Source organism: Colwellia sp. BRX10-9, assembly GCF_014077405.1.
Classification (GTDB): Bacteria; Pseudomonadota; Gammaproteobacteria; order Enterobacterales; family Alteromonadaceae; genus Colwellia_A.
The window spans coordinates 19,805-32,762 of record NZ_JACGVV010000005.1 but is presented as its reverse complement, the minus strand read 5'-3'; the positions used below and the strand labels follow the sequence as shown (position 1 = coordinate 32,762).

Sequence of the window (12,958 nt, the reverse complement as noted above, 5' to 3'; positions counted from 1 at the left end):
TTGTATATACAACTATTGACATCAGCACTAATAAATGAGATTGTATATACAAGTTATAGCGTTAAGACGACAACAGTCTTATAAACAATAAACCTAGCGAATTAACATGACTAAAGTAAAAACAGCAAAATTTACCGTAATAAAGCAGCATATTTGCCAAAAAATTGAATCTGGCGAATGGCAACAACATGCAAAAGTCCCTTCTGAAAATGAACTCGCGGATCAATTTTCAGTAAGTCGTATGACAGCAAGACGTGCTTTACAAGAACTTACCGAGCAAGGACTATTGATTCGTTCGCAAGGCTCAGGCACTTTTGTTGCAACGTTTAAGTCACAGTCTTCGTTATTAGAAATTCGTAATATCGCTGATGAAATTCAAGAACGAGGTCATCGACATCACGCTAAACAGCTGACCTTGAAAGCGGTTGCTGTTAACGAAGAAATCGCTATTTTACTTAACTTAAAAACTAATTCAATTAATAGCGTGTCAGTTTTTTATTCTGAAGTACTGCATTTTGAAAATGATCAACCGATTCAACTCGAACAACGTTTTGTTAATAGCGACTTAGTAAAAAATTATTTACAGCAAGACTTCACGCAAATAACGCCTCACGAATATTTATCAAGTGAAGCACCATTAACAGAAGCAACACACGAAATAGAAGCTGTATTAGCAGAAGCCTATATTTGCCAATTACTTCATATAGAAGAATCAATGCCTTGCTTACAAGTGAAACGTCGTACTTGGTCAAGTAAAGGGGTGGTCAGTTTAGCGACCTTAACCTCTCCGGGTAATAAGTATCGTTTAGGCAGTCACTTAAAATTCTAAAGAAATAATCATCCTTTTTACAACCCATAGTTAGGAAAATATCATGACTATCGAAAATACCTCAATAGACCCAAGATTAGATACAAGCCGAGTGATCAGAGCCGATCGTGGTAATAAAATCACCGCAAAAAGTTGGTTAACTGAAGCAGCTAAACGCATGTTAATGAATAACCTTGACCCTGAAGTTGCTGAACACCCACAATCATTAGTGGTCTACGGCGGGATCGGCCGTGCCGCACGCAACTGGGCTTGCTATGACAAAATTATTGAAGTATTAAATCGTTTAGAAGATGACGAAACCTTAATGGTGCAATCAGGCAAGCCGGTTGGTGTATTTAAAACCCACTCAAATGCGCCACGTGTTTTAATTGCTAACTCAAACTTAGTGCCAAATTGGGGTAATTGGGAACACTTCAACGAGCTCGATAAAAAAGGCTTGATGATGTATGGCCAAATGACTGCGGGTTCTTGGATTTACATTGGTTCACAAGGTATTGTTCAAGGTACTTATGAAACCTTTGTCGCAATGGCTAAGCAACACTTTGGCGGAAGCGCTAAAGGTAAGTGGGTACTTACTGGTGGGTTAGGCGGTATGGGCGGTGCACAACCTCTCGCAGCAACTATGGCTGGTTTTTCAGCATTAGTGGTTGAATGTGATGAAACCCGAATCGACTTTCGTATCAAAACTCGTTATGTAGACAAAAAAGCAAAAACGTTAGATGAAGCTTTAGTCATGATCAACGAAGCATGTGCTAGAGGTGAAGCGATATCTGTTGGTTTATTAGGTAACGCCGCTGACGTTTTTCCTGAATTAGTAAAGCGTGGTATCACACCCGATGTAACCACAGATCAAACATCAGCACATGATCCATTAAATGGCTACCTTCCACAAGGTTGGACCATGGAATACGCAGCAGAGATGCGCTTAAAAGACGAAGCTTTTGTAGTAAAAGCGGCGAAAAAATCAATGGCGATACAAGTACAAGCCATGCTCGACTTACAAGCGGCAGGTTCTGCAACAACAGATTATGGCAACAACATTCGTCAAATGGCTTTAGATGAAGGGGTTACAAATGCTTTTGACTTCCCCGGTTTTGTACCTGCATATGTTCGTCCCTTATTTTGTGAGGGCATAGGTCCTTTCCGCTGGGTAGCATTGTCTGGCGATCCAGAAGATATCTATAAAACCGATGCAAAAGTTAAAGAATTGATCCCCAATAATCCTCATTTACACAATTGGTTGGATATGGCTCGTGAGCGTATCGACTTTCAAGGTCTACCAGCACGTATTTGTTGGGTTGGTTTAAAAGACCGTGCGCGTTTAGCGTTAGCCTTTAACGAAATGGTTAAAACTGGCGAATTATCTGCCCCCGTTGTTATCGGTCGAGATCACTTAGATTCAGGTTCAGTTGCTTCACCAAATCGAGAAACTGAAAGTATGTTAGATGGGTCAGATGCTGTTTCTGATTGGCCATTACTTAATGCCCTACTTTCAACGTCTGGTGGTGCTACTTGGGTAAGCATACATCATGGAGGTGGTGTTGGTATGGGCTTTAGCCAACATTCAGGTGTGGTTATTGTTGCTGACGGAACTGACGAAGCAGCACAGCGTATTGGCCGCGTTTTATGGAACGACCCTGCGACAGGTGTTATGCGTCATGCCGATGCGGGTTATGATATAGCCGTTGATTGTGCAATAGAGCAAGGCCTTGATTTACCTATGATTGAAGGCGCTAACGGTAAGTAACTTTTTCTTCGTGGCTGACGTAATGACTTAATGCAGCCACATTAAAGAAAACTCATTTAACGAATTAATTAGAATTAACGAGAAATACATGTCAGATATAAGCACATTAAACATTATTCCAGGGCAATTAACCCTAGCGCAATTACGCAACGTCGTTAAATACGAAGGTATTCAATATAGCCTTGACGAGAGTGCCTTTGATGCGATTCATCAAAGTGCTGAAGCGGTACAACAAGTTATCCGTGAAAACCGTGTCGTTTATGGTATTAATACCGGCTTTGGCTTATTAGCCAGCACACGCATAAAGACAGAAGAGCTAGAATTATTACAACGCTCTATCGTACTTTCTCACTCAGCGGGTTTTGGCGAATATATGGAAGATGCCACTGTACGCTTAATGATGGTGTTAAAAATCAATTCATTGTCACGTGGCTTTTCAGGTATACGTTTAAAAGTCATCCAAGCCTTAATCACTCTGCTTAATGCTGAAGTCTATCCTTGTGTACCCAAAAAAGGTTCAGTTGGCGCATCTGGCGATTTAGCGCCACTTTCACATATGGTTTTACCTTTACTAGGTGAAGGTGAAATGTCGCATGACGGTGAAGTCATTACCGCCCTTGAAGGTTTAAAAATTGCAGGTCTTGAACCGGTAACACTTGCCGCGAAAGAAGGTTTAGCGCTACTTAACGGTACACAAGCATCTACGGCTTTTTCTTTGGAAGGTTTATTTCACGCTGAAGATTTATTTGCTGCTGCTGTGGTTATTGGCTCAATGTCTGTTGAAGCCGCATTAGGTTCACGTGCCCCTTTTGACGATCGCGTTCACCAAGTACGTGGGCAAATAGGCCAAATAGATGCAGCAACCGCTTACCGTTATGTTTTAGATACAAACTCTGAAATTGGTGGCTCTCATGTTGATTGTGAAAAAGTACAAGACCCTTATTCATTACGTTGTCAGCCACAAGTGATGGGGGCATGTTTAACACAAATTCGTCAGGCTGCTGAAGTGCTTCATATCGAAGCCAATGGAGTAACGGATAATCCACTGGTTTTTGCAAATGAAGGTGATTTTATCTCGGCAGGTAATTTCCACGCTGAACCTGTCGCTATGGCTGCTGATAATTTAGCCCTCGCCATTGCCGAAATAGGTTCGTTGTCGGAACGTAGAATGGCACTATTGATTGATGCAAACTTAAGTAAACTCCCTCCATTTCTTGTAGATAACGGCGGTGTTAACTCAGGTTTTATGATAGCTCAGGTGACCTCAGCAGCTTTAGCATCAGAAAATAAATCGTTAGCTCACCCTGCTTCGGTTGACAGTTTACCAACATCGGCTAACCAAGAAGATCATGTATCGATGGCTTGCTTTGCTGGTCGTCGTTTAGCTGATATGGCAGAAAATACCAATGGTGTCTTGGCCGTAGAGTATTTAGCCGCCGCGCAAGGTTTAGACTTTAGAGCTCCTCTTAAAGGTGCTGAAAAAGTTGAATTAGCCAAAGCTATTTTACGTCAAGAAGTAAGCTTTTATGATAAAGATAGATACTTTGCACCCGATATTGCAGAAGCCTCAGATATTATTGCTGATGGTGAATTAAATCAATTAATACCCGCTGGTATACTACCAAGCTTCTAGTATTTAATAACAATATAAAAAATAAAGCCCGTTAATGAAAGTTAACGGGCTTTATATGTTCAGGATGAACGGTATGCTGTGATCACATGGATGTGAAAGAACAGCAATGTTCAGGATGAACGGTATGCTGTGATCACATGGATGTGAAAGAACAGCAATGTTCAGGATGAACGGTATGCTGTGATCACATGGATGTAAAAAGTAAAGCAACGTATATTTCTGCTAGGTACGCGCATTCACCTTATTAATACTTTCCTGTATATCAATTTTTGAAACAATAATATCAGAGCCAGACTAACTTAAGGGAGTTACCTAATAACCTAGACTTAACTAGGAAATATAATTCAACAACAAACTTGACATAATATGTCGTACTTGCTAACTTTATTTTTACAGAAGTGATCCTAAATTTTACCTCTTCATAATAATATAACAACAGTATCTATATTTTTTTAACCTGTTAATCTATTAAAGCATTAATGACAAGGAGTTAGCGGTGGAGTACATACTTTTATTTGAAACGTGGATTGTTCTAGCCATATTATTTGCTTGCGCAGAAATTTTTGTTCCCGGTGGTATCCTCTTAAATTTAGGTATTGCCTCATTATTAGTCGCTATTGGTGTACAACAACAATTACTCGATACTTGGACTCTGACTTTAACGACTTGGTTTATTCTTGCTTCATTTCTACTATTTGTACTTTATTTTGTCACTGAGCGGTTTTTCAGTGGTGAATATACCGTTGAAAATATTTATGAAGAACTAGACATTTATGGCAAAGAAGTAACGGTTATAGAAAAAATTGGACCAGGGACTCATGCTGGTCGTGTAGAATTTCAAGGCACTACTTGGACCGCGCTGAGCGACGGTTCAGAGTTACCCAAAGGTAGTCACGCCACTATTGTTTGTAAAGAAAATATCTCTCTGGTTGTTGAACCGATAAAGTAACAACAACAAAACTATCATTCTAACTAAAAATATGGGAGCAACCTATGCTAGCCACACTCACCTTTGTCTTTCTTGGATTACTGTTTATTGTTGTCAAACTGGTCCTTATTGTGCCAATGAAAGAAGTTTGTATTATCGAACGTTTAGGTAAATTTCGCGCAATAATGCAACCTGGATTACATTTTCTTATTCCTTTTATTGACCGCGTCGCTTACCGTCATGAAACAAGAGAACAAGTCTTAGACATCCCTTCTCAAAGCTGTATATCTCGCGATAATATTCAAATTGAAGTCGACGGCTTAGTTTATATTCAAGTTATGGACGGTGCCAAAGCCAGCTATGGTATAGAAGATTACCGCCGGGCTTGTGTGAATTTAGCGCAAACCACTATGCGTAGTGAAATTGGCAAGTTAAAACTCGGACAAACGTTTTCAGAACGAGACACCCTTAACGAAACGATTGTCCGTGAAATAGACAAAGCATCAGATCCTTGGGGCATCAAAATGTTGCGTTACGAAGTTAGGAATATCACCCCTTCTGCTAATGTCATTCATACCCTTGAAAAACAGATGGAAGCCGAACGAAAAAAACGTGCTGAAATTACTTTAGCTGAAGCTGACAAAGAATCGACAATAAATTTATCAGAAGGTGAGCGCCAAGAAGCCATTAATATTTCAGAGGGTGATAAACAACGACAAATTAATGAAGCACATGGTTTTGCAAAAGAAATTGAAATACTAACGCAAGCCACCGCAGAGGGCATGAACATGATTGCCAAAGCGTCAATGACTCCGGGTGGCGACAAAGCGATAAAAATGCGTTTACTAGAGCAATTCATTAAACAAACTGGGTCTATTTTAAAAACTGCAGATGTCTCAATTATGCCCGCTGAAATGGCGAAATTAGAAGGCTTTTTCGAAGGCATGGACAAAGTAACGCAAACCGTTCAAGGAGCAAAATAATGATCCAGCAAACTATAAGTAATATGAGTGGCAGTAACCTTGATATCGTGGTGCTGGCTATCTGGGGCGCTATATTTCTCTTTCTAGCCTACAAATTCGTACAAGCTATTTGCTTAGTACCAACAAAGTCTGCCTATGTCGTTGAACGTTTAGGCAAGTACCGCTGTACCTTAGAAGCAGGCTTTCATCTTTTATTGCCATTTATTGACCGTGTGGCTTTTATTCAAGATTTAAAAGAAGAAACAATCGACGTACCACCACAAGAATGTTTTTCAAAAGACGAAGTAAATGTTGAAGTTGATGGCGTTATTTACATCGAAGTCATTGATTCATTAAAAGCAAGCTACGGTATCACTGACTATCGTTTTGCCGCGATGCAATTAGCACAAACCACCACGCGTTCTGTTATTGGTACCTTAGACTTGGACAGAACTTTTGAAGAGCGTGATGTTATCAGTGCTAAAGTGGTAGAAGTATTAGATAAAGCCGGCGAAAGTTGGGGAATACGTGTTCATCGCTATGAGATAAAAAATATAACGCCACCTGATACTGTTAAAAATGCCATGGAGTTAGAAGTTAATGCGGAACGTGAACGCCGGGCAATTCTAGCAAAAAGTTTAGGAGATAAGGCGAGTCGAATTAACCGTTCAGAAGGCTTAATGACTGAAATGATCAATATTTCAGAAGGTGAAAAACAACGTCGTATAAATTCTGCAGAAGGTAAAGCGGCACAAATAATTGCTATTGCGCAAGCAACGGGGGATTCAATCACTAAAATAGCGATTGCCATTGAGCAACCGGGTGGGCAACAAGCACTTGATTTACAATTAACCGAGCAGTACCTTCAGCAAATGCAAGGCTTAAGCCAGGCAAACAGAAAAGTTATTTTACCGGCAAACTTGCTTGATTTTAACCAGTGGTTAGCCGTATCAGGTATTAAATAACAGCTAAGCTTAAAAATAGTAGAATAAATAAAGCACGTAGTTGACTCGCTTTTTAACTACGTGCTTTGATAGATGAATGGCATTATGTTACTCACTTGAAAATAAAAAAAAGCCAATGAGTAACACCATAACCACTGAGCCCACCACAAAAACATTATTACCCATCGTGAGTTTTTTTTCCGCTAAACCTATTCGTATTTTAGTGATGGCAATATAAATAATGGCCGCAATTAAAGCAGTAATAAAATGAGTCAGTAAGGTGTTCAGTTCGCTATTTTGTTGCCACAAAAACACAACGCCTCGTTTGTTAACAAAAAATAAGTTTAATAACGAAATATGCAACCATAGAACAAAAAACAACTGAGTGGCTTTGTTGGTTAACCAAGCTTTAAGCATCTTATAACCCTGCAACCGATTTATATAACCAAACAATTAAATCATCATGAGTAAATTGATAAGTAAAACTATTACGCAGTTTTTCATCATTAATACGTTTACCAAAACGCATTGATGTTTCAAACGAGAACTCTGGCAGCGGCAAATTTAAAGCTTCAGCAGCCGCATGGTAATAATGTTGTTTAGACGTTTCCGTAGCGCTGACCACGTTATAAATACCCCTAATGTTTTCATCTTTAATTATCTCCATTAAAACACCAACCGCATCGTCCTGATGGATTAGATTGATAAAGGCTTGTGGGTCAGAAAGTAATTTTCTTCCTTGCAAAAACCTACCGGGGTGGCGCTCAGGCCCAACTAATCCGGCCAAGCGCAATATAACTGTTTCGCCTGAAAAGGCCTCTGCTGCTTTTTCGGCGCGAATAAGAGTAGCCACTTTATCAGCGTTCATATCTAGCACTGATTGTTCATCAACTAAACCTGACAAACCATTATAGACAGCAGTACTACTTAACAAGACAATTTTTTTTACACGCCCTAGTTCAGCCATTTCAATTAACTGCGCAACTTTTTCAGGGTAATCGCTTCGCCCTTGGCGGATCTGTGGTGTTATAGAAATAATAAGCGTATCGTGACCAAAAACACTTAACACTGTTGATTTAGGATCTTCAACAGGTAAAATCAAAAGCTCTGTATCTATTTGCTCTTTAGCTAGTCTTTGCTTTTTCTCTTCACTTTGTACCGTTACAGTGACGCGATATTCTTCTCTCAACAATTGCTTTGCTAAAGCGTGGCCAAGCCAACCACAACCTATAATCGCAACATTTTTTACCATCGTATTCCCTTAATTTATTAACGATTCTTTTGATGATATTCTTTAATTTTACTGACAACGTCTGTTGAAATAATATTAGGAACTGGTATAGAAAGATTATACTGTAATATTTTCCAACCATCAGACGTCAACTTAAGCACGCCAGATCCCCGACATTCGCCATAGTGACTATTGTCGAGTAACTCGTCAAAAAACGCCAATTGTTCGCTATTATTTGCTGATGCAATAAGCGTAATATTTCTTTGACGAGATTTATAGCGCCAACCTTGTCCTTGACTGAAATAAGGAGTAACAAACTCAGTAAATTGTTTTTTTGTCCAGCGCTCTTGACCATCAGTGCCTAAAAATACGGCTTGCTCATCAAGTAAATCAAGATAAATTTTTTGGTCAGCATCGCCAGCAGCTTGATGAAAAGTATCTAGCACTTTATCTATGTCACTGTTTGCAAATACACTGGCGTTAAAAAGACAGAGGCCTATAAGACAAACTATAATTTTTATCATGGTATCAAATCCTAAATTTGGCTCATTTTGGTAGAACAAAATATAAGCCATTAAAAGTTGCGGCTACCTTTTCTCCACTCATTACCTGAACTTCAACGCAGAGTTTTATTTTCTGCTTGGTCACTAAGTTATCAATATTGCCAGAGCTTAACGAGCGTCCTGTTTTTGCAAAAGCTATTCCTGCTATTGGGCTATGATATCTAATCTTGGCATCAGCTAACACTATATTGCCCATAAGATTTTTCTGTTCCATTAACAAATAAACCCAGCCCCATCCCGTTAATGTTGCTAATGTGTAGATACTGCCCGCAAACATAGTATTGTGTAAATTTTTATTAAAAAGCTCATCACAAGTCGTGACTAAATTTTGTTGATCATAATAACCAACCGTCACTTTCATCGCTTTGCTCATTGGTATAGTGCTATGCCAAGTATTTTGCAGTGCTGTTGATAGTTCATCACAATGAAAATCATCGCTTACCAGCGTTTTTTCCATATTGAAATGCTTAATTTTATTGAATAATAAGTGCGAAAAGCCAATGTTTTTATAAGATTGTTTTTCATAGAAGCTGATCGCTTGTTCTCGCGCTTTCAAAGAGAGCTTAGTGACACCTAAACGGCTCGCAAACTGTTCAAGGGCGAGTATTAACTGCTGCCCTAACCCTTTGCCCTGAAAATCATCAGCAACCGCCATATAACGAATTTGCCCTGCTAACAAGCTACAAAAGTGAAGACGGGCAACAGCGATAATATTACCTTTATCATCAAAAATCGCTCGATGAATCGCTTGTTTTTCCAAGTCATCTTTTTCACTTCCTTGTTTTTGTTGTGATGGTTTACGTAATATTGTCCAGCGTAAGTGGTAGTATTGGTCAAATTCTTGCTGGCTTATGGGTGCTCGACACTCAAACATTGGTTATGCTTACCTATAACAATTAAAAAGATTCGTTCGTATACGCTATTATGAAATTAGTTAAAAATATCCAACAGGGTCAATTAAGTTACTACACGCAAAATGATAACTCCATTTCGGTGAGTGAAAACCAACACTATCGTTGGTTAGCTTTTGATAATGTCGTACAAAGCATGATGCTAAAGCGCAAGCCCTCACAGCTCACATTTCCTCATCAAATCAGCTTATTATCACCTTTACTTTTTTTTCGCCCTAAAAAAGTTGTGGAATTTGGCTTAGGTGGTGGTAATTTAGCACGATTTTTATTGCATTATTTACCTGATTTAACCTTACACACCATTGAATATTCACAAGAAGTTATTGAATGTTTCGAACGCTTTTTTAATCCACAAGCTACCAAGGTTAATTTGCATCATTGCTCGGCACTAGATTGGCTTCATCACCATAAAAAAATGAAACCTGATTGGTTTATTTGTGACATTTACCATAAAAATCAGTCTATTAACGACTCATTGATTTTAACCAAAAATATCTTAAAAAAAGTGGACGAGCGAGCTGTTTTATCACTTAACTTGCCAAGCCCATCAAACGAAGAAATTAATTATTTTCTCGCCGAGTTAAAAGTACTCGCTCCAACTAAACAGCTAGTGTACTTTCATATTCCTCATTACTTAAATGTTATTATTCATTTACTGCCCTACGATATGTTAAGTCAAGCTGAAGAGAGCTTACTTGCTAACACCGTGCTACCCGCGAGAACATTTAAACGCTGGCGTAAATATTGGCGACATGGCATGCAATAGTTCATTGCGCTTAGCAAGTGAGTGTAAAGGTAACGGGACCATCATTCACTAGTGCTACTTTCATATCAGCACCAAACTCGCCCGTAGGCACGGCAAAACCATGACCACGCAATTGTAAACAGAAATAATTATATAGTGGGATGCTGACTTCTGGTTTAGCTGCAGAAGTAAAGCTTGGACGCATACCTGAACGCGTATCGGCGGCTAGTGTAAATTGTGAAACAACTAAAATTTCTCCGTCAATATCGCTAACATTTAGGTTCATTTTTCCTACTTCGTCTTCAAAGATACGATAACCTGCAATCCGTTGCGCTAATCGTTTCGCTTTAGTTTCGTTGTCGTCAGGCTCAATGGCAAGTAACACTAAAATCCCTCGATCAATTTTCCCTATTACTTGTTGATTAACCGTAACGCTTGCTTGTGAAACTCTTTGAATAACTGCGATCATTTTATTGCTCGGCTAGAAAATTTGCCATAGTATCGCTCGCTCGACAAAATGCATCAATAGTTTGTCGCTCAAAACCACTATGTCCTGCACAAGGCAAAATTTGTAATTGCGCGTTATCCCAAAATTTAGTCAGTGAAAAAGCATTATCAAGCTGACAAACCATGTCGTAACGGCCATGAAGAATAATCGCAGGGATCGCGGTTAGTTTATCAATATTTTCTAAAATGTAATTCTCATTGATAAAACAATCTTGAGTAAAGTAATGACTTGATACCTTTGCCATGCATAGAGCTTGATGGGCGTCATCAACATGCGCCAGACCTATATGGTGATGCTCAAGGGTTGATAACCTTAATTCCCATAATGTCCAAGCTTTACTGGCCGAGATCACCGCGACCTCATTACTTGAATTGAGTACTTGGTGGTAACCTGACAGTGGAGAATGTTGTAGCTCGGCTGGTAAGTGTTCAACAAATTCTTGATAGTACTCTGGGAAAAAGTTTTTTGCCCCCTTCTGACTGTAAAGCCATTGGTATTCAGATCGAGTCCCGAGGAATACACCACGTAAGATAAAAGCTAAGATTTTATCTGAATGAGCGATACCATAGGTTAGTGCTAAAGTTGTTCCCCATGAGCCACCACAAATTAACCACTGTTCAATATTTAGGTGTTGACGAATAACTTCGATATCGTCAATTAAATGAACGGTGGTATTATCTAGTAAGGACGGAGAGGGCTTTGAGCGCCCACAACCTCGCTGATCAAATAAAATAATACGATACAGTTCAGGATCAAAATAACGCCGATGGTTCTCGCTTGAACCGCTACCAGGACCACCATGAAGGTATAACACAGGTATTCCTGTTGGGTTACCCGACTGCTCAAGATATATTTGATGCTGCCCCCCAACAGGTAACAACTCTTCAGAATATGTTGCTATTTTAGGATATAAAGACCGTGACATGTATTTACTCTGTTTATTGAGACCATAAATAATATTATGGCGCAAAATATTAAAAACTGTCAGTTTCAAACAAGCCTTTATAAATTAACTTATCTGATGCTTATCTAAGTGTTCTCTTTGGTGATCTTCTGGTTTAAAATTTTCTAAGCTGACCGTAAACAATGCACCGAAAAGCACGACTAGCCAAGATAAATACACCCATAAAAAAAGAATCGGAATACCCGCTAGAGCACCGTAAATAGCTTCATAAGAAGGGAGTTGCGTGATATAAAAAGCAAAGCCTTTTTTTGCAACTTCAAATAAAAGTGCCGCTAATGTTGCACCAAACAAGGCATGTTTAAGCGGTACCACTTTATTAGGCACCACCATATATAAAATAAGGAATGCGCCAATCGAAGCAAAAATAGGCAAAGCTCTTAACGCTATATTGGTAAGGCCGAAAACGTCATAATTCCCTATCGATATCAAAGAAACAATATATGAAGTTGCCGCTATACTACTACCCATTAAGACAGGTCCAAGAGTCAGTACCATCCAGTACATAGAAAAAGCGGTAACAATGCGTCTTTTGGTTGTGACCCGCCAAATTTTATTTAAGCTGGTGTCAATGGCAGAAATTAGCAATAGGGCAAATAAGAATAAAAAACTAATGGCGATAGCTGACATCTCTGAAGCATTCGTGACAAAACCGGTAATATGTTCTTTAACCACATCACCCGCAGCAGGCATAAAATTTTGATAAACAAAATTTTCAATAATTTCTTTAATATCAGTAAAGATAGGAAAAGCGGTCATAACTGACAACATGACTACAATCAAAGGCACCAGCGACATCAGGGTTACATAAGATAAGTAACCGGCAGTAATGTGTATTTGCTCTTTTAATATTCTATTGATAAAAAACAAACAAAAGTGCCAAATAGTCTGACTTTGCTGGTTGTTTTTAATGCTTTTAATCCAGTTCATTACAAATTAGTTATTATCTTATGGTGTACAATATATTATGATAATTGCTAAGCAAGTGATAGTGAT

14 protein-coding genes are annotated in these 12,958 nt (G+C 39.0%); 7 read left to right on the top strand and 7 right to left on the bottom strand.

Annotated elements, in window-relative coordinates; translation table 11 throughout:
- Nucleotides 1-106 precede the first annotated feature (106 nt).
- The 6 genes from hutC to H4J69_RS04385 all read left to right on the top strand — a co-directional run bounded on the left by hutC (nt 107) and on the right by H4J69_RS04385 (nt 7,064).
- Nucleotides 107-829 (top strand): histidine utilization repressor, encoded by a 723-nt coding sequence (gene hutC, locus H4J69_RS04410; RefSeq protein ID WP_182214766.1) that lies wholly within the window; start codon nt 107-109, stop codon nt 827-829.
- Nucleotides 830-893: 64 nt separating this feature from the next.
- Entirely contained in the window at nt 894-2,576 is a 1,683-nt protein-coding gene (hutU, locus tag H4J69_RS04405) for a urocanate hydratase (RefSeq protein ID WP_182243152.1), read from the top strand.
- Between the two features lie 88 nt (nt 2,577-2,664).
- Nucleotides 2,665-4,209 carry a histidine ammonia-lyase gene (hutH, locus tag H4J69_RS04400; protein WP_182214769.1) on the top strand — a complete coding sequence of 515 codons (1,545 nt, stop codon included), beginning with the start codon at nt 2,665-2,667 and terminating at the stop codon, nt 4,207-4,209.
- Nucleotides 4,210-4,705: 496 nt separating this feature from the next.
- Entirely contained in the window at nt 4,706-5,158 is a 453-nt protein-coding gene (locus tag H4J69_RS04395; RefSeq protein WP_182214770.1) for an NfeD family protein, read from the top strand.
- Nucleotides 5,159-5,202: 44 nt separating this feature from the next.
- Nucleotides 5,203-6,120: a slipin family protein gene (locus H4J69_RS04390; RefSeq protein ID WP_070375014.1), complete on the top strand. Its 918-nt coding sequence runs from the start codon at nt 5,203-5,205 to the stop codon at nt 6,118-6,120.
- On the top strand, nt 6,120-7,064 hold the full coding sequence (locus tag H4J69_RS04385; RefSeq protein WP_259366409.1) for an SPFH domain-containing protein: 945 nt from the start codon (nt 6,120-6,122) through the stop codon (nt 7,062-7,064). The genes H4J69_RS04390 and H4J69_RS04385 overlap by 1 nt, the downstream gene beginning before the upstream one ends.
- 87 nt (nt 7,065-7,151) lie before the next feature.
- On the opposite strand, the gene H4J69_RS04380 is transcribed toward H4J69_RS04385, so the two are convergent.
- The 4 genes from H4J69_RS04380 to H4J69_RS04365 are packed head-to-tail and all read right to left on the bottom strand — an operon-like array spanning nt 7,152 to nt 9,711.
- Entirely contained in the window at nt 7,152-7,460 is a 309-nt protein-coding gene (locus H4J69_RS04380) for a hypothetical protein (RefSeq protein WP_182214772.1), read from the bottom strand.
- 1 nt (nt 7,461) lies between these two features.
- On the bottom strand, nt 7,462-8,295 hold the full coding sequence (locus H4J69_RS04375) for an SDR family oxidoreductase (RefSeq protein ID WP_182214773.1): 834 nt from the start codon (nt 8,293-8,295) through the stop codon (nt 7,462-7,464).
- 17 nt (nt 8,296-8,312) lie between these two features.
- Complete coding sequence (locus H4J69_RS04370; protein ID WP_182214775.1) at nt 8,313-8,798, bottom strand: nuclear transport factor 2 family protein; 486 nt, start codon at nt 8,796-8,798, stop codon at nt 8,313-8,315.
- A 22-nt stretch (nt 8,799-8,820) separates the two neighbouring features.
- Nucleotides 8,821-9,711, bottom strand: coding sequence for a bifunctional GNAT family N-acetyltransferase/hotdog fold thioesterase (locus tag H4J69_RS04365; RefSeq protein WP_182214777.1), 891 nt, complete (start codon nt 9,709-9,711; stop codon nt 8,821-8,823).
- Nucleotides 9,712-9,761: 50 nt separating this feature from the next.
- Here H4J69_RS04365 and H4J69_RS04360 point away from each other — a divergent pair, with 50 nt between their 5' ends.
- On the top strand, nt 9,762-10,514 hold the full coding sequence (locus H4J69_RS04360) for a spermidine synthase (protein ID WP_182251922.1): 753 nt from the start codon (nt 9,762-9,764) through the stop codon (nt 10,512-10,514).
- Nucleotides 10,515-10,524: 10 nt separating this feature from the next.
- Here the strand turns inward: H4J69_RS04360 and dtd are convergent, their stop codons facing one another.
- The 3 genes from dtd to H4J69_RS04345 form a co-directional block, all read right to left on the bottom strand.
- Nucleotides 10,525-10,962 (bottom strand): D-aminoacyl-tRNA deacylase, encoded by a 438-nt coding sequence (gene dtd, locus H4J69_RS04355; protein WP_182176497.1) that lies wholly within the window; start codon nt 10,960-10,962, stop codon nt 10,525-10,527.
- A 1-nt stretch (nt 10,963) separates the two neighbouring features.
- Nucleotides 10,964-11,926, bottom strand: coding sequence for a prolyl aminopeptidase (gene pip / locus H4J69_RS04350; RefSeq protein ID WP_182245024.1), 963 nt, complete (start codon nt 11,924-11,926; stop codon nt 10,964-10,966).
- Nucleotides 11,927-12,010: 84 nt separating this feature from the next.
- Entirely contained in the window at nt 12,011-12,892 is an 882-nt protein-coding gene (locus H4J69_RS04345) for a virulence factor BrkB family protein (RefSeq protein WP_182214782.1), read from the bottom strand.
- Nucleotides 12,893-12,958: the final 66 nt, after the last annotated feature.